The following is a 22,753-nucleotide window of genomic DNA, read 5'->3' as shown; positions in this document are numbered from 1 at the left end:
GAGCAGTCCTTCGGTCCGGTTCAGGGAAGTGTCGGGGTCGGTGCAGGGGCGGCGGCCTCCGCGTCCAGGGCGGCGAACGTCGTGCGGGCTATCGAGAGCGCCGAGTTCGCGGCAGGCACCCCGGCGTAGATCGCGGTATGCAGCATCGCCTCGCTGATCTCGGCGCGGCTGAGCCCGTTGGTGAGCGCGGCGCGCACGTGCATCGCGAGCTCGTGCTCGTGGCCGCCGGTGATCAGGCAGGCGAGGGTGAGGAAGCTGCGGGTGCGCCGGTCGAGGCCGGGCCTGGTCCAGATTTCACCCCAGGCGTATCGGGTGATGAAGTCCTGGAAGTCGGCGGTCTCCGGGGTGATCGCGGCCGTCGCGGCATCCACGTGCGTGTCACCGAGCACGGCCCGGCGCACGGCCAGGCCCGCGGTGTACACCTCGGCCGCCGTTCGTGCGGAGGGATCCTGGGCCACGGCTAGTCCGATCGGCTCCTCCGCAGACGTTGCCGGGGGCGTCGCCGCGAGCTGTTCCCTGAGCAGGCCTGCGAGGTCCCGCGGCCGCTCGAGGGAGGGCAGGTGGGCGACTCCCGCGATCTCGGCGAACCGGGCGCCGGGAATGGCCGCGGCGAGTTCGGTGACGAGGGCACTCGGCGTGGCGAGGTCGAGTTCCCCGGCGACGCAGAGCGTCTGCACGGCGATGCCGGCGACCGCGTCGCACTCGTCGAAGGCGGCGAGCGCCTCGCAGCAGAGCGCGTATGACTCGTCGTCGATGTCGAGCAGCCGGTTCAGCGCACCGGCACCCGCCGCGGGATCGCGCTCCAGGAACCCCGGAGCGAACCAGCGTTCGGCGCTGCCGATCACCATCGAGGGCGTTCCGCTCGCCCGGATCTGTGCGGCGCGCTCGTGCCAGCCCTCCGCTGTGCCGATCCGTGCCGCCGAACAGACGACGGTGAGGCTCAGCAGGCGCCCGGGGTGGCGGATGCCGAGCTCGAGCCCGACCGCTCCGCCGAGCGAGATCCCGGCATAGTGGAAGGACTCCGGTGCCGCGTCCGGACCGAGGGCGGCGGCCGTCGCGGAGTCGACGAGCGCGATCACCGCGTCGGCGAGTTCGGCGACCGTGAACGGTTCCCGCGCGGCCGGGCTGACCCCGTGTCCGGGCAGATCGAAGCTGAGCACCCGCAGGTCCGGATGTGCCGGGTCGCCGAGGGCGCCGAGGGCGCCGAGGGCGCCGACGACCGGGTCCCAGAGCGTCGTCGTGGTGCCGAGCGACGGTCCGAGAACGAGCAGCGACGCCCGGCCAGCCGGGCCAGCCGGGCCAGGGCGAATTGTGCCACGAAGAAGAGGCTGGGTCATCGTTCAACCTTCCGTGCTGGGTGGGCAGGCACTGCCGGTTGACGAGGCACTGCCGGTTCACGAGGCACTTCTGCCTCGACGTGTGCCCGGTATCGGGCGAGCACCCGGTCGATCGCTGACGAACCCTGGCCAAGGCCGGAGTCCGCGTCGAATGCGGCCCAGGCCCGGTCCCGCAGTGCGTCGGTCACTCCCCCGGTGGCGCCCTCTGCTGCCAGCAGGCCACCCAGCGTCACCCGCAGCGGTCGCCGGGTCTCGTGGGATTCCTCGGCGGCACGCTGTACGAGTGCGAAGGCCCTGGTCTTCCCGAGGGCCTCGGCGAGCAGGGTGGTCACGCGTTCGCTGAAGACGAGCCCGTCGGTGAACTCGAGGTTGACCCGCATCCGCCCGGGGTGGACGTCGAGGCGCCCGGCGAGGTCGGCCGCTCCGCTGACCGCGGAAACCGCGAGCCGCTCGAGCTCGCGCAGGGTCTGCCACTCGGCGTGCCAGGCTCCGCTCGGGCGCTGGTCCTCGGCGAGCAGGCTGCCGTAGAGCGACGCAAGCAGAGCAGGGGTCTGGCGCGCTGCGGCCGTGACGAGCACGGCCGTCACCGGGTTGCGCTTGTGCGGCATCGCGCTGGAGCCGCCCTGTCCCGCACCGAGCCGCTCGTTCACCTCGGCGATCTCGGTGCGGGACAGCACGGACACGTCGAGGGCGAACGCCCCGGCGACCCCGGTCACCGCGGCGAGCGCGGATCCGAGTTCCACGACCGGCAGGCGGTCGGTGTGCCAGCTGAGCAGCGGGCGGCGCAGCCCGAGCCGGGCGGCGAACCGGTCCGTGACGACCTCGACGGCCGGGGTGCCCGACGTGGATGCCGCCGGCCCGGCGACCCCGGAGCGGGCGTTGGCGATGGCGGTGAGCACGGCGAGGTTCCCGACGGCGCCGCCGAGCTGCGCTGGCAGCCCCGCGCGCACCCGAGCGAGCGCGGTCGCGGCCGTGAGCACGGCGTCGAGCCAGCCGGCCGCCACGAAGCCGAAGCTCGTGGGCGAGGCCTGCTGGCCCAGGGTGCGGCCGGCCATGATCGTGTCCCGGTGCTGCCCCGCGAGCACGGCGAGCGCGGCGGCGAATTCCCCGAGCCGGTCGGCGAGCTCGCCGCAGACCCGGTCGGCGACGAGCATCGCCGCCGTGTCGAGGACGTCCTGGCTCGTGGCGCCGACATGGATGTGGTCTGAGGCCCCTGCACGCACGCGTTCCGCGGCGAGCCCGAGGTGCTTCACGAGCGGGATCACGGGGTTGCCGCCGCCGCGTCCCTCCCGCGCGATCGCACCGAGGTCGAGCGCACCGGCGTCGGCGAGAGTGTCGCAGACGCCGAGCATCCACTCGGGGGCGAGTGCTGCGTCGACGAGCGCCCTGGTCAGGGCGAGCTCGGTGTCGACCATCGCCTGCAGCCAGGCCGCGTCGCTCGTGAGCGCCCGCGCCCTGCTGCCGTGGTCGAGCGGAGCCAGCAGCCCGGCGTCGAGAATGGGCTCAGGCATCGAAGACTCAGGCAGCACTGACTCAGGCATCGAAATCCAGGAACACGGTCTCGTTCTCGCCCTGCAGGCGGATGTCGAACCGGTACGAGGCAGCGCCCGTCGGCCCGGTCCCTTCCTGCACGCAGACGAGGGTGTGCCGCCGGTCCGCCGGGACCGCGGCGAGCACGGCATCCGTGGCATTCAGCTCCGCATTCCCGGGGAAGTAGGCCCGGGTGAAGAGGTGGTGGATGAGCCCCCTGGCGAACACGGTGACGAGCACGTACGGCGCACCGCCCGCGACCGGGCCGGGCTCGACCGTCGTGAAGGTGTAGTGACCGCCGAAGTCGACGGCCGCCCTGCCGAAGCCCGTGAAGCCGAAGCCGTCGCGGGCGAGGGAGCCCCGTTCGTTCCGAAGGGCGCCGGTCTCGTCGGCCTGCCAGATTTCGAGGATGGCGTCGGGCACCGGTTCCCCTGCGCCGTCGAAGACGGTTCCGTGCAGCCGGATCGCGTGCGGGTGGTGGCCGGGCACGAGCTCGGCTCCCCCGTCGTACGGCAACGCGAACCCGTAGAACGGGCCCACGGTCTGCGCGGGGGTCTGCACGTACCGGGCGGCAGGCGACTCAGTCATGGGCTTCTTCACTTTCCATCCAGGTGGATTTCGGACCGGTGAGCACGATGTCCCACCGGTAGCCGAGCGAGAACTCCGGCACGCTCAGGTCGTGGTCGTACACGCCGATCAGCCGGGCGCGCGCTGCGGGGTCTGTGATCGACTGGTAGATCGGGTCGAGCGCGAAGAGCGGGTCGCCCGGAAAGTACATCTGGGTGATCAGGCGCTGGGTGAACGCGGTACCGAAGAGGGAGAAGTGGATGTGTGCCGGCCGCCACGCGTTCAGGTGGTTCCGCCACGGGTAGGGTCCCGGCTTGATCGTGGTGAAGGAGTATTCGCCGTTGTCCCCCGTGATGACCCGGCCGACGCCGGTGAAGTTGGGGTCGAGCGGGGCGGGATGCTGGTCGCGCTTGTGCACGTAGCGTCCGCCGGCGTTGGCCTGCCAGACCTCGACGAGCTGGTGCCGCACCGGGCGGCCCTCGCCGTCGAGCACCCGCCCGGACACCGTCATCCGCTCGCCGAGAGGTTCGGCGTTGTGCTGGATGGTCAGGTCGCTCTCGAGGGGGCTGACGTCGCTGTGCCCGAAGGCGGGCGAGTGCCGTTCGATCTCCTCGGGGTCCGCCCGCACGAGCTCGTGGGTCGGGTGCCGCAGGATCGAACTGCGATAGGGAGGGTAGTCGCGACGCGGGTGCAGTTCCGGGGCGTTGCCCTCCGCGACGCGGGCCCTGGCTTCCGCCTCGATGGCCTGCATCTCTGCGGAGATCTCGTGTTGTGACGTGGTATCGGTCATGTCGCTGATTCCTCTCGGGAGTATGGGGTCGGGAGTGCGGGGCTAGAACGGGAGTCCGGAATACTGTTCGGCGAGCTCGCGCTGGGCGTGCACCGAGCCCGTGACGTAGTCGAGACGGCCGAGCTGGCTCTGGTAGTCGAACTCCATCGTCTGCAGGTCGGTGCGGTTGCGGTGCAGCAGGTCGGTCATCCACTGCGAGAACTGCTGCACGCGCCACTGGCGGCGGAGCGCCGCCTCGCCGTAACCGGAGAGGAGGGCGTCGTCGTCCGCGTAGTGGGCGGCGAGGGCGGCGGCGAGCATGGTGACGTCGGCGATGGCGGAGTTGAGGCCCTTCGCCCCGGTCGGCGGCACGATGTGTCCGGCGTCCCCCGCGAGGAAGAGACTGCCGTACGCGAGGCGGGACGCCACGAAGCTGCGCATGGGCGTGATCGACTTGTCGGTGATCTCGCCCTCCTGGAGGGTCCAGCCCGGCACGCCGAGCCGGGCGTGCAGGTTCTCCCAGATCCGTTCGTCCGGCCACTGGTCGAGCGAGTCCGCGGTGTCGACCTGCAGGTAGAGCCGGGAGACGTGCGGCGAACGCATCGAGTGCATTGCGAAGCCGTCTTCGTGCAGCGCATAGATGAGCTCGTCGGTCGACGGAGCCACGTTCGCGAGGATCCCGAGCCAGGCGTACGGGTAACTCCGGTCGTAGAGCGTGATGGCTTCGCGGGGGATGCTCGCGCGGCAGACGCCGTGGAAGCCGTCGGCGCCGACGACGAAGTCCGCCGTGATCTCGTGGGCCTCGCCCGCGTGGGTGAACGTCACCCGCGGCGCGCTCGACTCGAGGTCGTGCACGGCGACATCCGCCGCCTCATAGTAGATCGTCGAGCCGGCGGCGTTGTGCGCCGCGATGAGGTCCTTGACGACTTCCTGCTGGCCGTACACCGTGACGCTGCGGCCGATGAGCTCCTGGAAGTCGACGTGGTGGCGTTCGCCCCGGAACTGCAGGTAGATGCCGTCGTGCTCGAGGCCCTCGGTCCTGATCCGCTCGCCGAGCCCCAGGCGGGTGAGGGTCTCGACGGCGCTCTGCTCGAGTACGCCGGCCCGGATCCGGGCGAGCACGTAGTCCTGCGAACGGTTCTCGACCACGATCGAGTCGATTCCGGCGTCCCGCAGCGCCCAGCTGAGGAGAAGACCGGCGGGGCCTGCGCCGATGATGGCGACACGGGTGTTTTCTGGGGACACGGGGTTCTCCTAGCGACGATGACAGGTGATCGCACCATCTTGCGGAGTCAGCAACCCTCCAGCGCAGCCGTTTCCACTGAGTGAAAGATCGCGGGCTGGACTCACGGCAAGCAGATCTTTCTAAGAAAGCTCTCACACGCGTCTCGCGTCTGCCTCATCGAGGACAGGCACACTGTCGGATGATGACCCCGACGCCCGGTGACGGCACACTGGCTGTGGAGCCTTCCCCCGCTGAATAGGAGCAGATCAATGCGCGAGCCCATCCCAGCACCTGACAGTCGTCGGCGGCGGACGCGTGCCGGCCTCGCCGGGGCTGCACTCATCGTCGTCGTCGTCGTCGCCACCGCCGGCCTTGCCGCAGCCATGGTGAGCTCCCTCGCGCTCGCGGACCAGGCGGGGACGCCGCTCACCGTTCCCGGGGTCACGGTCGGAACCCAGCCGCCCGCCACGGGCGACGCCCCGGTCGTCGCGCCGAGCGCGGTCTCCACCGGCGCGCCGTCGGTGGGCACGGTCCCGGCCACGATACCGACCACCGCACCCGTGCCCGAGCTGGTGCCTGCCCCGACGCCGGTTGTCGTCGACGACCACGGCGGTAACCGATCGGGAGGAAGCGGTGGCAGCGGCAGCAGTGGGAGCAGCGGTAAGGACTGAACCGCCCGAACGCTAAGAGAGCTCTCACCGGCGTCTCCTTCCGGGCTTAGAACCACACCGCAGAGTGGAAGCACTCAGTGACATCCGCTGAAGCGCCGGTCCCGGCGCCGTCGAAAGGACATCTCATGGCCCACCTGACAAAGAAGAGTTCCCTCGCACTCGCCACCCTCGGCCTCGCCGGGCTCCTGTCTGCGGGTATCGCCACCGCACAGGCAGACACCGGCAGGCACGGCGACGTCATCCCGACGCCGACCAGCAGTTCCAGCACGACCACACCCGGCACCATCGTCGGCACCGACGACCCGGCGACCCACGACCTCGGCGACGATCACTCGACCGACCCCGCCACGCCGACACCGACGACCCCCGCCGTCACGACCGACGACAACGGAGCCGACGATCCCGCCACCCACGACGTCGGCGACGACCACTCCGCCGCCCCGGCCGTGCCCGCCACGCCTGCGACTCCCGTCCGCACCGATGACCACGGCGTCGACGACCCCGCAACCCACGACGTCGGCGACGACCACGGAACGGACACCTCCGGCTCCACCGACTCCGGCTCAGGCAACTCCGGCCACGACAGCTCCGGCCACGACAGCACCGGGCACGACAACTCCGGGCACGGCAGCAACGGCTAGAACTCCCCGAACACCGACATCCGCCCGGGCTCGTCGCCGGGGACGGGAAATGGGCTGCCGGCTCAGCGCGATCAGCGCAGCCGGTAGCCCATTCCCCTGACCGTTTCGATACGCGAGGCGCCGAACTTGGCCCGGAGATAGCCGACGTAGACGTCGACAACGTTCGAACCGGGATCGAAGTCGTAGCCCCAGACCCGGCTGAGCAGCTGCTCCCGGCTGAGCACCTGGTCGGGGTTGCGCAGGAATTCCTCGGCCAGAGCGAATTCCCTGGCCGACAGGTCCATCTGGTGATCACCGACGATCGCCCGGCGGCTGCGCAGGTCGAGCTGGAGCCCAGGGACGCCCAGGACGGGTTCGAGGACTCTGGCGGCATCTGCCAGACGCAGGCGCACGCGGGCGAGCAGCTCATCGAACCGGAACGGCTTGGCCATGTAGTCGTTGGCACCGCCCTGAAGGCTGGCCAGGGTGTCTTCTGCAGAGTCCCGCGCCGTCAGCACGATCACCGGTAGCGCAGAGTCCTCCGCGCGCAGTCTGCGGAGTACTTCGTAACCGTCGATGCCCGGAAGGCCGATGTCGAGCACCATCAGGTCGAATCCGCCGGTGAGGGCGAAGTCGAGTGCGTCAGGTCCGGTGCGCACGACCGACGTCGCGTACCCGGCCGCCGAGAGGCCCTTGTCGACGAAGGTCGCGATCCGCGCTTCGTCCTCTGCGATCAGGATGCGGCTCATGGGGTGACCTCCGTGGTCTCTGGCGCTTCGACGCTTCGGGGCGGGAGCGGGATATCGAGCGTGAAGGTCGCGCCCTGTCCCTGCTGCGACGTCACCAGGACCGAACCGCCGTGGGCGTCGGCGATCGCCGCGACGATCGCGAGGCCGAGTCCGGAACCGGTCTCTCCCCGTCCGACCGCTCCACGCGTGAATCGTTCAAAAATGTGTTCCTGCGCCTCGATGCTGATCCCTGGACCGTCGTCCCTGACCCAGAGCCGCAGCCGGGACGAGCCGTCCGCCGCCCGGTCGACCGCGCTGCCGATGTCGACCGTTCCTCCGGGCGAACCGTGACTGACAGCGTTTGCCGCGAGCTGGAGCAGGGCCTGGGTGAGCTTGTCGGCGTCGACGGTAGCCGTGACAGCGGCACTCCGGCTCGACACCCAGTGGTGGTCGGAGAGCGCAGCTGCCTTGGCGCGCACGAGTTCGGTGAGGGCCGCGATGTCGGCAGGCGCCAGGTTCAGGCTCACCGGCCTGTGCACTTCTGCGAGCGCGGAGATGTCCCTGACCAGGCCGTTCATCCGGTCGAGCTCGTCGATCGCCAGTGCCCTCGTCGCTGCAACGTCGGCGGGGTCGGATTCGTTCATGAGTTCCAGGTGCCCGCGCACGATGGTGATCGGAGTCTTGAGCTCGTGGCCGATGTCGTCGAGCAGGCGACGCTGGCTGGTGATCGAGTGATCGAGCCTGTCGAGCATGCCATTGACGGTTTCGGTCAGGAGTGAGACATCGTCCCGGCCATAGGCCGGTATGCGCTCACTCATGTCGGACGCGGTGATCCGCGCGGCCGCCTCACGCAGGGCACGGATGGGACGCAGCAGACGTCCGGATACCAGCCAGCCGACGAGGCCGAGCAGGACCAGGGTCAGCGCGGCGACTCCCAGGTAGGTGCGGAAGGCATCCGTGACGGGCCGCAGCTCGGCGTCGAGATCGAAGGCGGCGCTGAACACCCCGGCGGCGGGGTCTGTGCCGACGGTGACGGGTGCCGCGACGTAGCGCACAGCCCGTCCGTTCCCGACCGCGGTGCCGAGCACGACTGCTCCGCCCGACGTCTCGGCCGTGATCCGCATGACGAACCCGGCGTCGTCTTCGAGGCGGAAGGCGACGTCCCCAGCGGGGGCGAAGGCCGCAGCACCGTCGATGACGGCGAGTGTGGACTCATTCGTTCCCGGCCGCACCCGCTGCACGACGGCACCGAGCACGCCGGCCACCGTGGTCAGCCCGGAGTCCCCTGCGATGAAACGGGCGTCCTCGACCGTCACCTTCAGTGAGGCGTCAAGAGCATCCAGGGTTCGTTCGCGCTGCACCAGATACGCGGTCGTCCCCGCGGTGGCCATGCCGAACGCTGTGACGACCAGGATGGCGGCCAGGATGCGCACCCGGACCGACAGCAGGGGTCGCCATCGACCACGGGGAACGAGCTCCTCAACGGGCATTCCCCCATTATCGACTGCCGCAACCATCGAGCGGGCCTCCCCGCGCGATCAGTCCGCAATCAGTCCGCAGCTGATCCGCACTCAGCCGGCGGCGCGGCGGTACCCGAGCGCCCTGCCGACCCCGTGGGCCGCGACGCGCACGGCCTGTTCCTGCTCGGGGCTCGACCGGGGCGTTGTGCGGGTGACGATAGACACGGCCGCAACCACCTGGCCGGTGCGGTCCCGGATCGGCGCCGCGATCGAACTCGAACCGGCCGTCATCTCCTCGGACATGCGGGCGATGCCCTGGGCGCGGATGCCGGCCAGGCGCCGCCGCAATTCCTCGGGGTCGGTCACCGTCTGTGGCAGGAACCGCGGCAACGGCCCGGCCAGGTAGGCCTGGATCACCTCGTTCGGAGCGAAGGCCAGCAGCACGAGTCCGACCCCGGTCGCGTGCAGCGGGAGGCGGCCGCCCACCCGGGAGATCACCCGCACGGCCTGGTGCCCGGACAGCTTCTCGAGGTAGAGGGCGTCGCTCCCATCGAGGACGGCGAGGTGCACGTGCTCGTGGGTCGACTCGTACAGGTCTTCCAGATAGGGCAGGGCGATCGTGCGCAGGTTCCGCGCCGTCGGGGTCTGCACCCCGACCTCCCAGAGCCGCATCCCGAGCGCGTAGCGTCCGTCTTCCTGGCGGGCAAGGCCTCCCCAGCTCGTCCATTCGCCGACGAGGCGATGCACCGTCGTCAGCGGGATCCCGGTGCGCTGCGCGATCGCGGTGAGGGTGAGCGAACTCGCCGGCGGCGCGGTGAACGCGTCGAGAATGGCGAAGAGCCGGGCGGCCACGCCGCGGTCATCGACCGGGAACGCCGCAGCGTCCTCGGTTCCCCTCGACTGTGCGGGCTTCCCTGACATCAGCACCACGCTACTCGCCCGCGCACCGGCGGGCAGCATATTGTGGGGCCATGGCGAATTCCTGCTCCGGCGACTCCCTGCTGTCCCGGCTCGTGACGATTCTCGACGCCTTCGATTCCCATCGCTCGTCCATGACGATCTCCGCGTTATCGCGCCGGGTGGGCATCCCACTCGCCACGACCCACCGGCTCGTCGTGCAGCTCCTCGACGAACGGCTCCTCGAGCGCGACGCGGACGGAGGAGTTCGCCTCGGCATCCGGTTGTGGGAGCTGGCCTCGCGGGGCTCGCGCACCACCGACCTGCGCGAGATCGCGCTTCCCTTCATGGAGGACGTGCACGCCGTCGTGCAGCAGCACACGACCCTGAGCCTGCTCGACAGCGAGAACGTACTCTACATCGAGCGGCTCACGACCCGCGGTTCGGCGGTGAACATCACCCAGATCGCCGGCCGGCTGCCGATCCACGCGTGCTCGTCCGGGCTCGTGCTCCTGGCATACTCCCCGCCGGAGTTCCAGGACGACGTGCTCGGCAGGGAACTCGTGCGCTACACGGAACACACCGTCACCGAACCCGCAGCCCTGCGCCGGCTGCTGGCCGGGATCAGGCAGCTCGGCCACGCTTCCGTGCCCGGGATCATCGTGCCGAACACGACCGGGATCGCCGTCCCGGTGTTCGAACGCGGCGATCTGGTGATCGCCGCGCTGAACGTGATCGTCCCCTTCGGCGAGGAGGACCTCCGGGCGACCGTGCCCGCCCTGAAGACCGCGGCGCACGGCATCTCCCGCGCCCTCGGCTCCGACCGGCCGCGCGGCGGCACAAGCCGGATGCCGCGGGCCGTCTGACCGGGACGCCCCGATTCCCCGGCGAATATTCCTCCCATTGAATGGGAGGGGCACGATGAGCGACCCCGACCGTTGGCAGTCTTCAGAAACGCAAATTCTTGTGTCAACGACGACGGGAGTGGGATTCGATGCGAATTCTCCAGGGCAAGCCGCAGGACCGATTCGATGTCGTGGTGGTGGGGTCCGGCGCCGCGGCGCTCACGGCCGCCGCGACGGCGGCCAACGAAGGCAAGAGCGTGCTGGTGGTCGAGAAGTCGGCCCTGCTCGGCGGGACCTCGGCGGTATCGGGCGGGATGCTCTGGGTCGCCGCCAACCATCTCGCCCGCGGCGCGGGCATCGCGGATTCGCCGGAAGACGCCGCACGGTACGTGCGAGCGGTCTCCAGGGGCCGGGGCAGGAACGAGCTCTTCGATGCCGCGATCGACAGCGGCGATGACATGCTGCGCTACGTCGAACGCGAGCTCGGCGTGGCCTTCCTGCTGCTTGATAACTTCCCGGACTACCGGATGGATCTCGACGGCGCCCTCGACGGCGGACGCACCGTCGAACCCGAACTCTTCGACGCCGCTGCCGCGCTCGGCCCCGTGCGGGCACACGTGCGCACCGACGGCCGGGCGCCCTTCACGATGCAGGAATACGAAGCCTGGGGAGCCTTCACCCACTTCCCCTGGCCAGAACTCGCGGCACGGGAAGCGGCGGGCCTCGTCGCCAAGGGGCAGGCGCTCGTCAGCATGCTGCTCGCCTCCTGCCTCGGGAACGACGTGACCCTCTCCGTCGACGCCCGCGCCGAACGCCTCGTCGTCGAGAACGGGCGCGTCACGGGCGTCGTCGTGGACGGACGCACGTTCCACGCGAATGACGGCGTCGTGCTCGCCTGCGGCGGCTTCGAGTGGGACAAGGAACTCGCCGACGGGCTGCTCCAGACCCGTCTGCACGTCGTCTGCTCTCCCCCGTCGAACACCGGAGACGGCCTCCGGATGGCCCAGCGCATCGGTGCACGGACCGGTGGGACCAGGGAAGCCTGGTGGGCGCCGATGTCGGTCATCCCCGGCGATCTCCGCGACGGGGAACAGGTCGGCACCCTGCTCCGCTTCGAACGCCAGGGTCCCGGTTCGATCATGGTCAACCAACACGGGCGCCGTTTCGCGAACGAATCCCAGGATTACAACGACCTCGCGCGTGCCCTGCACTCGTGGGACCCCGCGGCCAATGCCCCGCTGAACACGCCGGCCCACGTCGTCTTCGACCACGCCTTCCTCGAGCGCTACGGCGTCCTGAGCCACCGCGCCGGCCGGCCGACGCCGGCGTGGCTGCTCGAAGGCGCCACCCTGGCCGACCTCGCCGCGCGCATCGGCGTCGACCCGGCCGCCCTCACGGAGACGGTCGGCCGCTTCAACCACTACGCCGAGCTCGGTGAGGACCCAGACTTCGGCAGGGGCCGGAGCCGCTACGACACCTACTGGGGCGATGCGGGGAACGTCTTCCCCAACCCGAGCCTCGGCCCGCTCACCACCGGGCCGTTCTACGCGCTCCCGGTCGTCAACGGCGCCTTCGGCACGAGCGGAGGCGTGTCGACGGATGGCGTCGGTCGCGTCGTCGACGTCGACGGCGCCGTCATCGGTGGACTGTTCGCCGCCGGGAACACCACCGAGAGCGCGTACGGGGCCGGTTACCCCGGCGCAGGCGCGACCCTCGGGCCGCTGATGACGATGGGCTACCTGATCGGCCGCACCCTCGCAGGCAGCCCGATCGGCTACCCCGACCTGGCCGACGCTGCGGCGACGGCGGTCGTCCGATGATCCGCCACGTGGTGCTTTTCCGGTTCGAAGACAGCTTCACCCCCTCGATCGAACACGACTGGCGTGCCGGGCTCGACGGTCTCGTCGGTCACGTGCCGGGGCTCCGGTCGCTGAGCGTCGGCCGCGACCTCTCCGGACAGGCCAGGTCCTGGGACTGCACGATCGTCGCGGACTTCGACACGGCCGCCGACGTGGCCGGGTACGCAGGGCATCCGCTGCACACCCCGCTGATCGCCCTCTCCAGCCCGCACACCCGGCAGATCGCATCCGTCGATTTCGACGTTCCGGAACCGGCCACGACGCACGCGGAGCAGAGGAAGGGGCGGGTGCACGGCAAGATCGCCATCGTCACGGGAGGGAGCGGCGACCTCGGCAGCGCCTGCGTGCGGCTCCTCGCCCGCGAGGGCGCCGTGGTCGTCAGCCTCGACGTCACCCCGCCGGCCGAACCGTGGCACGAGCCGGGAATCACCTCCCTCGAACTCGACATCACCGACCCGGAACAGGTGGAACGCGCCGTGGCCCGGGTACTCGAGACGGTCGGCGTTCCCGACATCCTCGTGAACGCCGCCGGTATCATCGGGCGCGCGGCGCCCTCGCACGAGTCGACCCTCGCCGAGTTCGACCGGATCTTCAACGTGAACGTCAAGGGCACCTGGCTCATGACGAAGTACGTGGTCCCGGCCATGATCGCCGCGTCGCGCGGCAGCATCGTCAACTTCTCGTCGATCCACGGCATCACCGGCGGCAGGAGCGTGCCGCTGTACCACGCCACGAAAGGCGCGGTCCGGCTGCTCACCAAGTCCGACGCCGCGACCTACGGTGAGCACGGCATCCGGGTGAATTCGATCCACCCCGGCTCGATGAACACGAGGATGAGCCGCACGGCCGCCGACATGAGCGCTGTCGGGCCAGAGGCGTACTACCGCCAGCTGGTCGAGGGCAATCCGCTCCGCCGGCAGGGGGAACCCGACGAGATCGCCTACGGCGTGCTCTACCTCGCGAGCGACGAATCCCGCTTCAGCACCGGTTCCGAACTGGTCATCGACGGCGGATACACCGCCGTCTGACCCAGGGCAGACCACCCGCACCACCCGAACCACCCGCCCCAACCCCACCAGGCACCTTGTCAAAGGAGACAGCATGTCCAGCACGGTTCCAGCGTCGACCATCCCCCAGCGGATGCCTCGAAAGGCCGCGGCAGCGGCATTCGTCGGCAGCGCCCTCGAGTACTACGACTTCTTCATCTACGGCGCCGCGGCCGCCCTCGTCTTCAACCACATCTTCTTCTCCGCCGCCGACCCGGCGATCGCGACCATCGCCTCCCTGGCGACATTCGGCGTCGGCTATGTCGCCCGGCCGTTCGGCGGGCTGATCCTCGGCCACTTCGGCGACCGGATCGGCCGCAAGCGGGTGCTGATCCTCACCCTCGTGATCATGGGGGTCGCGAGCCTCGCGATCGGCTTCCTGCCCACCTACGACCAGATCGGGGCCTTCGCCCCGGCCCTCCTCGTGCTGTGCCGCCTCGCGCAGGGGTTCTCGGCCGGCGGGGAAGCGGCAGGGGCGAGCACCCTCGCCATCGAGCACGCCCCCGAACATCGCAGGGCGTTCTTCTCCGGTTTCACGATGACCGGGTATGCGGCCGGTATGGTGCTCGCCACCATCGTCTTCATTCCCGTCGCGGCCCTACCGGAGGACCAGCTGTATGCCTGGGGCTGGCGGGTGCCGTTCCTGTTGAGCGCGGTCGTGCTCGTCGTCGCATACATCGTGCGGTCCCGTCTCGACGAGACGCCGGTGTTCGCCGAGACGAAGTCCGTCGCCGCCGTCGAGAGGTTCCCGGCCGCGCAGGTGTTCCGGCACCAGTGGCGCGACGTCGTGCGCGTGCTCGTCTGCTCTCTGTTCGCTGTGACGCAGACCGTGTTCACCGTCTTCGGCCTCGCCTATGCGACGAGCCCCGCCGTGGGCATCGATCGCGGCACGATGCTGTGGGTCGCGACCGTGTCCATCGCGGGTTCCCTCGTCACCATCCCGCTGTTCTCGGCTCTGTCGGACCGCATCGGGCGCCGGCCGGTCTGGATCATCGGCACCCTCGGTTCCGCGGCGACCATCTTCCTCTACTTCTGGGCGATCTCGACCGGTTCGATCCCGCTCATCTTCCTCGGCGGCTTCCTGAACATGACGCTGTTCTATTCGATGGTCAACGGGCTCTGGCCGTCGTTCTTCACGGAGATGTTCGCCGCGCCGGTGCGCTACTCCGGCTTTGCGATCGGCACCCAGCTCGGATTCCTGCTCGCCGGCTTCGCTCCGAGCATCTGTTATGCCCTGCTCGGGAGCGGGATCGACGGCTGGGTTCCCGTCGCCGTCTTCACCGCAGCCACCATGGTGCTCTCGGCGATCGCCGCCGTCACCGCGCGGGAGACCTTCCGGGTGCCGACCGCCCTGCTCGGGGCCGACGCGCTGCGCGTCGAGGCACCGGAGCGACGTCGATCGACGGTCGGCGCTGGCTAGTGTCGGCGGGGTGACGTACACTCCCAATATCGAACATTTGTTCGATCATTACGGAGGAGCCACCGAATGCCCCAGATCATCGACATCCGCGTCGACGTCGAGCTTTCGGCCGACGGCGACCCCCGCGCCTTCACCTGGGACCGCTTCGAGCACACCATCATCGGGCAACCGCAGGCGGTGTTCACGCGCACCCGCTGGTGGGAGAACGACGGGGTGCCCACCCGCATCGACACCGAGCTGTGGCGGGTCGACGCGGCCCGCGGGGGCGAGGAACAACACCGGTACGACCTGCGACGCGACGTCGACGGGTCGTGGGTGCTCGCCCTCGACTGGGGATGAACGAGCCGGGCACGGGCCGGTCGGGCACTGCCGGGCCGGGCACCGGCTTCCCGCACCTGCACGTCGCGAGCGCATACTCGACCCACTACGGGGTGACGCTTCCCGAAACGCTTGCCGGCCAGGCGAGGGCCCAGGGCGCCTCCTTCCTTGCACTCACCGACCGTGACGGGCTCTATGGGGCCGTCAAGCACCTTCGGGCGTGTGGGGCGGAGGGCATCCGCGCCGGCCTCGGGTCCGACCTCGCGGTGCACGACGACGACCGGCTGCCGCTCGGCCGCGTCGTCGTTCTCGCGCACGGAGGCACCAGCGGCCGTGGGTATGCTGCCCTGTGCCGCGCCGTGTCCGCCGCCCACCAGGCCATGTCGACCGGAACAGGGCGCGAGCCGAGCATCGGCCGGTCAGAGCTTGCCGAACTGGCCGGGCTCCGGGCGCTGACCGTTCTGCTCGGGCCGGTCTCAGACGTCGGTGAGGCGATCGGCCGCCGCGCGACGAAGGAAGCCGGCGCCCGGCTCACGGCCTGGCAGGGATCGATGCCCACCGGGTCGGTGTGCCTCGAAGTCGTCTGCCATCTCGCCGAGCCCGGCAGCCGCGGCAGCGTCACTCCCGCGACCCGCATGCTCGCCCTCGCCGAGCAGAACGGCCTGCCCGCCGTGCTCACGAATGCGGTGCGCTACGGCGAGCCGGAGGACGCGGTGACCGCAGACCTTGCCGACGCCGCCCGCACCCTGACCCCGCTCGCCGAGCTCGAGCAGCCGCAGACGAACGGACAGGCCTGGCTCAAACCGGCAGGCGCGATGCGGCAGGTGGCCCGCATGGTCGTCGATGCCGGCCTGCACGACGACGGCGCGCTCACCCGGCTGCTGCGCGATACGGACATGCTCGCCGACCGCTGCACCCTCGACCCGCAGGCCGACATCGGCCTCGGTACCCCGCGGATGCCGGAGGCACGCGTGATCGGGGTCACCGGCGACCCGCTCGCCGAACTCTGGAAACGCGGACGATCCGGCGTCGACGAACGCTACGCGGCATCCGGTCGGACGGCGGTCGAAACGGCGCACGCCCGCCTCGAGTACGAGATGGCGACGGTCGAGCATCTCGGCTTCGCGAGCTATTTCCTCACGGTCGCCCGCGTCGCCGACCTCGTCAGGGGCATGGGCGTTCGTATCCAGGCCCGTGGCTCCGGCGTCGGCTCGGTGCTCAACTACGCCCTGCACACCTCATCGGTCGAGCCGATCGCGAACGGCCTGCTCTGGGAACGGTTCCTCTCCCCCGAACGCCAGACCCTGCCCGACATCGACCTGGACGTGGAGTCAGCGCGCCGCCACGATATCTACCGCGCCATTTTCCAGACCTTCGGTGCCGACCGGGTCTCGCTGATGTCGATGACCAACGCCTACCGCGGCCGCGGCGCCGTCAGGGACGCCGGGCTGGCCCTCGGCATGGATGCCGGGCAGGTGTCTGCGATCGCGAAGCAGATGTGGCGGTTCAACGCCCGCGACTTCCGCCGTGCCCTCGAGGAGAAGCCCGAGCTCGAACCGCTCGCCGCCGAAGTGCGCGCCTCGCAGCAGCTCGATCAGCTGGTCGACCTCACCGCACGGCTCGACCGGCTGCCGCGGCACATCTCGGTGCACCCGTGCGGCGTGATCCTCTCCGACGCGAGCCTGCTCGACCGCACCCCGGTGCAGGCGTCGGGAATGGGACTGCCGATGTCGCAGTTCGACAAGCACGACATGGACCCGATGGGCCTGATCAAGCTCGACATCCTGGGCGTTCGGATGCAGTCTGCGATGGCGCATGCCGTCGAGGAGCACCGACGCCTCACCGGCGAGAGCATCGACCTCGACCGGATCCCGCTCGACGACGAGCCGACCTTCGAGCTAATCCGCTCGACGCGCACCCTCGGCATCTTCCAGCTCGAGTCGCCAGGCCAGATGGAGCTCGTCGGCAAGCTGCAGCCCGAGGTCTTCAACGACCTCACCGTGGAGATCTCCCTGTTCCGACCCGGCCCGATGCAGAACAACATGCCCCTGCTCTACCTGCAGGCGCGGCACGGCGAGGTCGTGCCGGACTACATCCACCCGCGTTTCGAACCGATCCTGCGGGAGACCCGCGGCGTCGTCATCTTCCACGAACAGGTGATGCGGCTCTTCGACGAACTCACCGGCTGCGGCCTGGGCAAGGCGGATGTCTTCCGCAGGCACCTGGGGAAACCCGAGCAGCTGCCCCTCATCGAGGCGTACGTCCGTGAGCAGGCCCTGGGCCGCGGATTCCCCCCGGCGGTGATCGACCGGATCTGGACCGTGCTCGCCGGATTCGGCAGCTTCGGCTTCGCCAAGGCGCACGGCGCCGCGTTCGCCCTGCCCACCTACCAGTCCGCGTGGCTGAAGACCCATCACCCTGCGGTCTTCCTTGCCGGTCTCCTCACCCACGACCCGGGAATGTGGCCGAAGGACCTGCTCGTGGCCGAAGCCCGGGCGCTCGGGGTGCCCGTGCTTCCGCTCGACGTGCAGCACAGCGTGCTCGACTACCGGGTCGAGGATCTTCCTCCTGGCCACGCCGGGCCTGTCCAGGTCGAACCGGTGACTGCCGGGTCTCCCGGGCCTGCCGGGCCGCGCAGAGGCATCCGCCTGGCGCTGCCAGAGCTTTCGGGCAGCACCGCCGCCGAGAGGGCCCGGATCGTGCGGCACCAGCCGTTCTCCTCGCTCCAGGACTTCCGGGACCGGGTGCGGCCACGGCGGTCGAGCTTCGAGGCGCTCGCACGGGTCGGCGCCCTCGACAGCTTCATCGGCTATGACCGTGAGCGCCGGCATGAGCTGCTCGCGCACATCCAGTCGCTCCGCGGCACGGCCGTCGCCGTGCACGACGACCAACTCGCCTTCGACGTCGACCTGCCGGTCCCCCGGTACACCGGCGACCGGTTCACCGCCGTCACCTCCCTCGAGCTGCGCGGCCGGACCCAGACCGAACTCGAGCTGCGCGACCTGAGCCTCGCCGTGTCCGGGCACCAGCTCGCCCGTTTCTATCCGCTCTTCGCCGAACTCGGCGTCACCCCGGCGTCGGCCCTCGCCGACCTGCCCGGCGGCACCGAGGTGCTCCTCGCGGGCGTGCGGCGGGCGACGAACACCCCGCCGATGCGCGGCGGGCGACGCATCGTGTTCGTGAGCCTCGACGACGGCACCGGGCCGGTCGCGAACGTGGTGTTCTTCCACGACGCCCAGGAACGCATCGGCGCCCCGGTCTTCCAGACCAGGCACCTGCTCGTCCGCGGCCGCACCAGGCGCTCGGGTGCGAAAGGGGTGTCGGTGACGGGCGACTCGCTCTGGGACCTCGCGGATGCCGCCCGGCTGGTCAAACAACGGCACAGCGCCGAGCGCGCGGCCGAGAACTCTGCGGGCGACGAGGCCCGGGCCGAGGCCCTGGCGGCCGAGCTCGCCGCGGTCGCGCCCACAAACGTGCGCCACCTCTGGTCCGCGCGCTCCGCCTGATCCGACACGCGAACCCGGCCCACGAACCCGGCCCACGGAACGGCCGCGACCCGTCCGGGCAGGCGAATGCCCGGTGCCGCAGGCGCGGCACCGGGCATCCGATGGATCCTTGTACCGGCCGTCCGGCGGTAGATCCGGACGGCCGTTCGACTATCCGGCGGCTACTGGGCCACCTGGCTGGTCGTTTCCACGTTCAGCCACGGGCCGGCGGGAACGGCGGACCGGTCCACGAAACGCCAGTTGACGTGGTCGTTGTCGCCGTCGAGGTCGGTGAAGCCGAGGCATCCGTTGAGGGCGGGCGACACGTCGGTGCCTGCGCCCTGGCTCGGGTCGCCGCTGAACTGCTTGTTCACCGGACGGGCGTCGTTGCTTCCGAACACGTAGGCAGCGTCGTGGTACAGCGAGCCGCTCGAGGGGCCCGCGTCCTCAACCTGTCCGTAGCACGTCTGGCCATTGGGACCGGTGAGCTGGACCCAGTGGTTCTTCATGTACGAGTAGTTCGAGTCACCATGGTGAGCGCTGTACGGGGCCACGTTCGCCCACGGTACGACGGTGTCGCGGTTGGCGAACGCCGTCGCGTCGTTGACGTCGTCGTAAGGAAGATCCAGGTAGAACGGGTTCTCGAGCGGCTTGGGCTGGCTGGTCGGGAAGTAGCCGTTGGCAGCGGTGCGCTTCTCTGTCGTGCACGTGAAGGTCGCAGCGGTCGCGCCGCTGGACGGGCCATCGCACCCGCCGACGGGCGAGCCGCCGCAGCCGGTGTCCGTTGAGGACCCGAGCTGAACGCCGGTGTGGTGAAGCGCCCACTTGCTGTCATAGGTGCTGCAGACCTGGCTGCCGTCGCTGAGGTTCGCGTTGAAGATCTCGCCGACCCAGAAGGTCGTCGACACGATATTGGTGTGCAGCGGGGACGTTCCGATGGCGATGGGGGGCGTCGTCGGAGTAGGCGTCGGCGTCGGCGTAGGAGTAGGCGTCGGCGTCGGCGTAGGCGTGGGCGTAGGAGTCGGAGTCGGAGTCGGGGTGGGCTTCGGCGTCGGCGCAGGCGTCGGAGTCGGAGTCGGAGTCGGAGTCGGAGTCGGGGTGGGCTTCGGCGTCGGCGCGGGCGTGGGCTTCGGCGCAGGCGTCGGAGCCGGCGTGGGCTTCGGCGTCGGCGCAGGCGTCGGAGTCGGAGTCGGAGTCGGAGTCGGAGTTCCGTTGTGGTGGTTCTTACGGTGTGACCACACCCCGGTCACGGCGAGCCAGCCTGACGGTGCGCTCACGGACGATGAACCGGACGACGAGCGGGACGACGAGGACGAGGAGTCGCCGGAGGCGAACGCACAGGAGGCCGTTGTGCCGACGACGATGCACAGGGCCGCCGTTGCGGCCAGGACACCGCCTACGAGTTTGCGACGCGCGGTTGTACTACGCGGCGAGGACTTCTCGGCGCGACGAAAGAGCTGTTGCATGGAGTTTTTTGCCTTTCAAATGACCGGAACGCGCCGATCACAAATCCATCCACAGAACCTACGACACGCATTTTCGATGGGTTGACTGTAACCCATTCGAAGTACACGGCTCCGGAAAATACCCCCAGTTTTACGGCTGCGCTAGGGGCTTGACAAACAAAAAAACTGAGAGATCGCCGTAATCACGGGGAACTCACGACACATTCATAGCTGAGAAACTCTCAGGACGGAAAACCCTCAGCGCTGTGTTTAACGGGGCGTCGGAGTCTGAGTCTGCGCCGGTGTCGGTCTCGGTGTCTGAGTCGGCGTCGGATTGGCTTCGATGAAGTCATCTCCACCGTACTTCGCATTCGCGACCGACATCACCGCCGGCCACATCCGGTGCCGGGCGGTCGCGGCCTGGCCGCTGTCGAAGTATGTGGTCCGCTGGTTCGCATCGCCGGTGAGGCTGACCACCGCGACGACGGTTGCGACCTTCGTACTCGACCCGGTCATCCAGGTGTCCTTATTGCCGTCCGTCGTACCGGTCTTTCCGATCACGGGCACTTGCGGCGCCATGCCCCGGTTCGACTGCTGCCCTGTCCCGGTCGTCATGACCTTGTGCATGGCGTAGGCCATGCCCGCCGCGACCGTGGGGTTGACGGAAGCCGCGCACTCGCTGGTCGGCACGGGAACCTCAGCGCCGGTCGGGCCAACGATGCGGTCGATCACGACCGGACTGCACGTCACCCCCCTGTTCGCGATTCCCGCGAACGCGACGGCCATGCTCAACGGCGCGATCTCATTCGTGCCGATCACCGACGCAGCGCTCTGCAGGAGAGGGGTCGCATCAGCGCGGTGCATCCGGAATGCCTCAGCCGTCTTACGGATTCCGCACAGGTCGAGCTTCTTGGCCATCCCGATGTACCCGGTGTTGATCGAACCCACGGTGGCTTCGAGGGCGCTGTAGTGCGCCCCACTCTCGTTGGCGTCGTTCTTCGGGTTCCACTTCTCCTTGTCGTAGTTCTGCGGGCCGAGGCAGCTGTCCTGGAAGGTGCCCCAATTGGCCTTGCGGCGGGAATCGACGCGTTCGTAGAGAGCGTGACCTTCCGTGAGCCACTCGGCGAGGGTGAACACCTTGTACCCGGAACCCGGCTGGAAGCCACTCGAACCGCCATCGGCATAGTCGGTGTTGTAGTTGATGCTCGTGTAGTTCGCTCCCGTGGCCTCGACGACAGGATCCTGGCTGTAGTCCTTGTTCTGCACCATCGCAAGCACACGACCGGTGCCGACCTGCACGCTCGAGATGACAGCGCCGACATCCCAGCCGGGGAAGGTCGACGGCACATTCTGCTTCATCGTGGCCTCCGCGGCATTCTGAAGGTCCAGATCAATGGTTGTGTAGACGTTGTAGCCACCCCGGCGGAAGTTGAGAAGCCGGGTGTCGGCATCCGCCCCGAACGCCGGGTCGTTCCGAAGCACATGGGTCACGTAGTCGCAGAAATAGGCGCTTCCGCCCGCGGTCTGGCAGCCGGTACTGGGCTCGTGGATGCTGGGTTCGACCGGTGCCGCGACCGCCGCCGCGTAATCGTCCGGTCCGATCGTGCCGTACTTCAGCATCGTCCCGAGGATATAGTCCCGACGGTCCCGGTTCGCCGCGTAGCCGTTCGCCGTACCGTTGGAGGCGCTGTTCGGGTCGTCGAGCTGGAACTTGACCGGGTTGTTGATGATGGCGACGAGGCTCGCGGCCTGCGGCAGGCTCACGGCCGCCGCCGTCGTGTTGAAGTAGTACTCGGCGGCCGCCTCGATTCCGTAGACCGTTCCTCCGAAGCCGGTGATATTGAGATACTGGCGAAGGATGTCCTTCTTGGAGTATTTCTTCTCGACGCCGATCGCGAGCCGCATCTCCTTGAGCTTGCGCTCGGCGCTCGTTCGGGTGGCCGTCGTGTAACAGGAGTCGCGCGCCACGGGGTCGGAGAGTACCTCGCACTTCTGAACGAGGACATTCTTGACATACTGCTGAGTGATGGACGACCCGCCCTGAGTTTCCCCGCCAAGGCTCACCCTGAGTCCGGCCCTGATCGTGCCCTGCATGTCGATGCCGCCGTGTTCATAGAAGCGCGGGTCCTCACTCGAGACCGCGGCATCCGTCACAAAGGGGCTGATCGAGTCCGAGCCGACCTCGATCCGGTTCTGGTCATAGAAGGAGGCGAGCAGGTAGGGAGAGCCATCACCCCGCATCGCGTAGATGTTGCTCTTCTGGGAGAGCCTGTCGATCGACAGGAATTCCGGAAGGCTTTGGAAGGTGTTGATCGTGTCCGTCACGGCGAGTCCCGACAGCGCGACGACGGGCGTCACCGACGCGGCGATCAGGAGTCCGGCAACCCCGCTCATGGCCACAAGCCCGACCAGCCCGCCGATCACACCCCGAGGCGTGCGCCGCTCCTGGAATTCCGTCGTCCGCATCTGAACCCCCCATCACGGTTCATGGAACCCCGGCGCCGACAGAATTGCTAGGGGCGTCTCACGAT

General features: G+C 69.3%; 18 protein-coding genes. 8 read left to right on the top strand and 10 right to left on the bottom strand.

Annotation, left to right across the window (positions count from 1 at the left end; genetic code table 11):
* Positions 1–20: 20 nt before the first annotated feature.
* Genes pcaC through E3O39_RS13580 form a run of 5 tightly spaced genes read right to left on the bottom strand, consistent with a single transcriptional unit; the run spans position 21 to position 5,448 of the window.
* Positions 21–1,337: a 4-carboxymuconolactone decarboxylase gene (gene pcaC / locus E3O39_RS19895; protein ID WP_134448886.1), complete on the bottom strand. Its 1,317-nt coding sequence runs from the start codon at positions 1,335–1,337 to the stop codon at positions 21–23.
* Complete coding sequence (locus E3O39_RS13595) at positions 1,334–2,848, bottom strand: lyase family protein (protein WP_166787359.1); 1,515 nt, start codon at positions 2,846–2,848, stop codon at positions 1,334–1,336. The genes pcaC and E3O39_RS13595 overlap by 4 nt, the downstream gene beginning before the upstream one ends.
* A 22-nt stretch (positions 2,849–2,870) precedes the next feature.
* Complete coding sequence (gene pcaG / locus E3O39_RS13590; protein WP_134448884.1) at positions 2,871–3,455, bottom strand: protocatechuate 3,4-dioxygenase subunit alpha; 585 nt, start codon at positions 3,453–3,455, stop codon at positions 2,871–2,873.
* The gene (gene pcaH / locus E3O39_RS13585) at positions 3,448–4,224 is read right to left on the bottom strand and encodes a protocatechuate 3,4-dioxygenase subunit beta (RefSeq protein WP_134448883.1); all 777 of its coding nucleotides are present in this window, start codon (positions 4,222–4,224) and stop codon (positions 3,448–3,450) included. The genes pcaG and pcaH overlap by 8 nt, the downstream gene beginning before the upstream one ends.
* 42 nt (positions 4,225–4,266) lie before the next feature.
* On the bottom strand, positions 4,267–5,448 hold the full coding sequence (locus E3O39_RS13580; RefSeq protein ID WP_134448882.1) for a 4-hydroxybenzoate 3-monooxygenase: 1,182 nt from the start codon (positions 5,446–5,448) through the stop codon (positions 4,267–4,269).
* Between the two features lie 249 nt (positions 5,449–5,697).
* Between E3O39_RS13580 and E3O39_RS19040 the strand changes: the two genes are divergently transcribed.
* Together E3O39_RS19040 and E3O39_RS13570 are read left to right on the top strand one after the other, a co-directional pair.
* Positions 5,698–6,099, top strand: coding sequence for a hypothetical protein (locus E3O39_RS19040; RefSeq protein WP_166787358.1), 402 nt, complete (start codon positions 5,698–5,700; stop codon positions 6,097–6,099).
* A gap of 125 nt (positions 6,100–6,224) precedes the next feature.
* Entirely contained in the window at positions 6,225–6,740 is a 516-nt protein-coding gene (locus E3O39_RS13570; RefSeq protein WP_134448880.1) for a hypothetical protein, read from the top strand.
* 71 nt (positions 6,741–6,811) lie between these two features.
* On the opposite strand, the gene E3O39_RS13565 is transcribed toward E3O39_RS13570, so the two are convergent.
* From E3O39_RS13565 to E3O39_RS13555, 3 genes are all read right to left on the bottom strand, one after another.
* On the bottom strand, positions 6,812–7,468 hold the full coding sequence (locus E3O39_RS13565) for a response regulator transcription factor (RefSeq protein ID WP_134448879.1): 657 nt from the start codon (positions 7,466–7,468) through the stop codon (positions 6,812–6,814).
* A complete protein-coding gene (locus E3O39_RS13560; protein ID WP_166787357.1) occupies positions 7,465–8,937 on the bottom strand; it encodes a HAMP domain-containing sensor histidine kinase in 1,473 nt (490 codons plus the stop codon). Before E3O39_RS13560 ends, E3O39_RS13565 begins: the two co-directional genes overlap by 4 nt.
* Positions 8,938–9,018: 81 nt before the next feature.
* The gene (locus E3O39_RS13555; protein ID WP_134448877.1) at positions 9,019–9,828 is read right to left on the bottom strand and encodes an IclR family transcriptional regulator; all 810 of its coding nucleotides are present in this window, start codon (positions 9,826–9,828) and stop codon (positions 9,019–9,021) included.
* Positions 9,829–9,878: 50 nt separating this feature from the next.
* Here E3O39_RS13555 and E3O39_RS13550 point away from each other — a divergent pair, with 50 nt between their 5' ends.
* The 6 genes from E3O39_RS13550 (at position 9,879) to E3O39_RS13525 (ending at position 18,798) form a co-directional block, all read left to right on the top strand.
* Positions 9,879–10,670: an IclR family transcriptional regulator gene (locus E3O39_RS13550; protein WP_134448876.1), complete on the top strand. Its 792-nt coding sequence runs from the start codon at positions 9,879–9,881 to the stop codon at positions 10,668–10,670.
* Between the two features lie 128 nt (positions 10,671–10,798).
* Positions 10,799–12,469 (top strand): FAD-dependent oxidoreductase, encoded by a 1,671-nt coding sequence (locus E3O39_RS13545; RefSeq protein WP_134448875.1) that lies wholly within the window; start codon positions 10,799–10,801, stop codon positions 12,467–12,469.
* Positions 12,466–13,536, top strand: a complete 1,071-nt coding sequence (locus E3O39_RS13540) for an SDR family oxidoreductase (RefSeq protein WP_134448874.1) — start codon at positions 12,466–12,468, stop codon at positions 13,534–13,536. Before E3O39_RS13545 ends, E3O39_RS13540 begins: the two co-directional genes overlap by 4 nt.
* 73 nt (positions 13,537–13,609) lie before the next feature.
* Positions 13,610–14,974 carry an MFS transporter gene (locus E3O39_RS13535; RefSeq protein ID WP_134448873.1) on the top strand — a complete coding sequence of 455 codons (1,365 nt, stop codon included), beginning with the start codon at positions 13,610–13,612 and terminating at the stop codon, positions 14,972–14,974.
* Positions 14,975–15,040: 66 nt separating this feature from the next.
* Positions 15,041–15,313, top strand: coding sequence for a hypothetical protein (locus E3O39_RS13530; protein ID WP_134448872.1), 273 nt, complete (start codon positions 15,041–15,043; stop codon positions 15,311–15,313).
* Positions 15,310–18,798, top strand: a complete 3,489-nt coding sequence (locus tag E3O39_RS13525) for a DNA polymerase III subunit alpha (protein WP_134448871.1) — start codon at positions 15,310–15,312, stop codon at positions 18,796–18,798. Before E3O39_RS13530 ends, E3O39_RS13525 begins: the two co-directional genes overlap by 4 nt.
* Before the next feature lie 161 nt (positions 18,799–18,959).
* Here E3O39_RS13525 and E3O39_RS19230 read toward each other — a convergent pair whose 3' ends face one another.
* Both E3O39_RS19230 and E3O39_RS13515 read right to left on the bottom strand, forming a co-directional pair.
* Positions 18,960–20,243 carry a hypothetical protein gene (locus tag E3O39_RS19230; RefSeq protein ID WP_194088662.1) on the bottom strand — a complete coding sequence of 428 codons (1,284 nt, stop codon included), beginning with the start codon at positions 20,241–20,243 and terminating at the stop codon, positions 18,960–18,962.
* A 249-nt stretch (positions 20,244–20,492) separates the two neighbouring features.
* Positions 20,493–22,688 (bottom strand): transglycosylase domain-containing protein, encoded by a 2,196-nt coding sequence (locus E3O39_RS13515; RefSeq protein ID WP_134448870.1) that lies wholly within the window; start codon positions 22,686–22,688, stop codon positions 20,493–20,495.
* Positions 22,689–22,753 lie beyond the last annotated feature (65 nt).

This window comes from Cryobacterium sp. MDB2-A-1, assembly GCF_004402675.1.
Taxonomy (GTDB): Bacteria; Actinomycetota; Actinomycetes; order Actinomycetales; family Microbacteriaceae; genus Cryobacterium; species Cryobacterium glucosi.
The sequence above is the reverse complement of the archived record's forward strand: the minus strand, read 5'-3'. Positions and strand labels throughout refer to the sequence as shown.

Excerpts from the sequence above, each read along its gene's own strand:
- E3O39_RS13530 (WP_134448872.1), top strand. The coding sequence starts at position 15,041 with ATGCCCCAGATCATCGACATCCGCGTCGACGTCGAGCTTTCGGCCGAC.
- E3O39_RS13535 (WP_134448873.1), top strand. The coding sequence starts at position 13,610 with ATGTCCAGCACGGTTCCAGCGTCGACCATCCCCCAGCGGATGCCTCGA.
- E3O39_RS13555 (WP_134448877.1), bottom strand. The coding sequence starts at position 9,828 with ATGTCAGGGAAGCCCGCACAGTCGAGGGGAACCGAGGACGCTGCGGCG.
- E3O39_RS13595 (WP_166787359.1), bottom strand. The coding sequence starts at position 2,848 with ATGCCTGAGCCCATTCTCGACGCCGGGCTGCTGGCTCCGCTCGACCAC.
- E3O39_RS13525 (WP_134448871.1), top strand. The coding sequence starts at position 15,310 with ATGAACGAGCCGGGCACGGGCCGGTCGGGCACTGCCGGGCCGGGCACC.
- E3O39_RS13565 (WP_134448879.1), bottom strand. The coding sequence starts at position 7,468 with ATGAGCCGCATCCTGATCGCAGAGGACGAAGCGCGGATCGCGACCTTC.
- E3O39_RS19040 (WP_166787358.1), top strand. The coding sequence starts at position 5,698 with ATGCGCGAGCCCATCCCAGCACCTGACAGTCGTCGGCGGCGGACGCGT.
- E3O39_RS13540 (WP_134448874.1), top strand. The coding sequence starts at position 12,466 with ATGATCCGCCACGTGGTGCTTTTCCGGTTCGAAGACAGCTTCACCCCC.
- E3O39_RS13570 (WP_134448880.1), top strand. The coding sequence starts at position 6,225 with ATGGCCCACCTGACAAAGAAGAGTTCCCTCGCACTCGCCACCCTCGGC.
- pcaG (WP_134448884.1), bottom strand. The coding sequence starts at position 3,455 with ATGACTGAGTCGCCTGCCGCCCGGTACGTGCAGACCCCCGCGCAGACC.
- E3O39_RS13560 (WP_166787357.1), bottom strand. The coding sequence starts at position 8,937 with ATGCCCGTTGAGGAGCTCGTTCCCCGTGGTCGATGGCGACCCCTGCTG.
- E3O39_RS13515 (WP_134448870.1), bottom strand. The coding sequence starts at position 22,688 with ATGCGGACGACGGAATTCCAGGAGCGGCGCACGCCTCGGGGTGTGATC.
- E3O39_RS13550 (WP_134448876.1), top strand. The coding sequence starts at position 9,879 with ATGGCGAATTCCTGCTCCGGCGACTCCCTGCTGTCCCGGCTCGTGACG.
- E3O39_RS19230 (WP_194088662.1), bottom strand. The coding sequence starts at position 20,243 with ATGCAACAGCTCTTTCGTCGCGCCGAGAAGTCCTCGCCGCGTAGTACA.
- E3O39_RS13545 (WP_134448875.1), top strand. The coding sequence starts at position 10,799 with ATGCGAATTCTCCAGGGCAAGCCGCAGGACCGATTCGATGTCGTGGTG.
- pcaC (WP_134448886.1), bottom strand. The coding sequence starts at position 1,337 with ATGACCCAGCCTCTTCTTCGTGGCACAATTCGCCCTGGCCCGGCTGGC.
- pcaH (WP_134448883.1), bottom strand. The coding sequence starts at position 4,224 with ATGACCGATACCACGTCACAACACGAGATCTCCGCAGAGATGCAGGCC.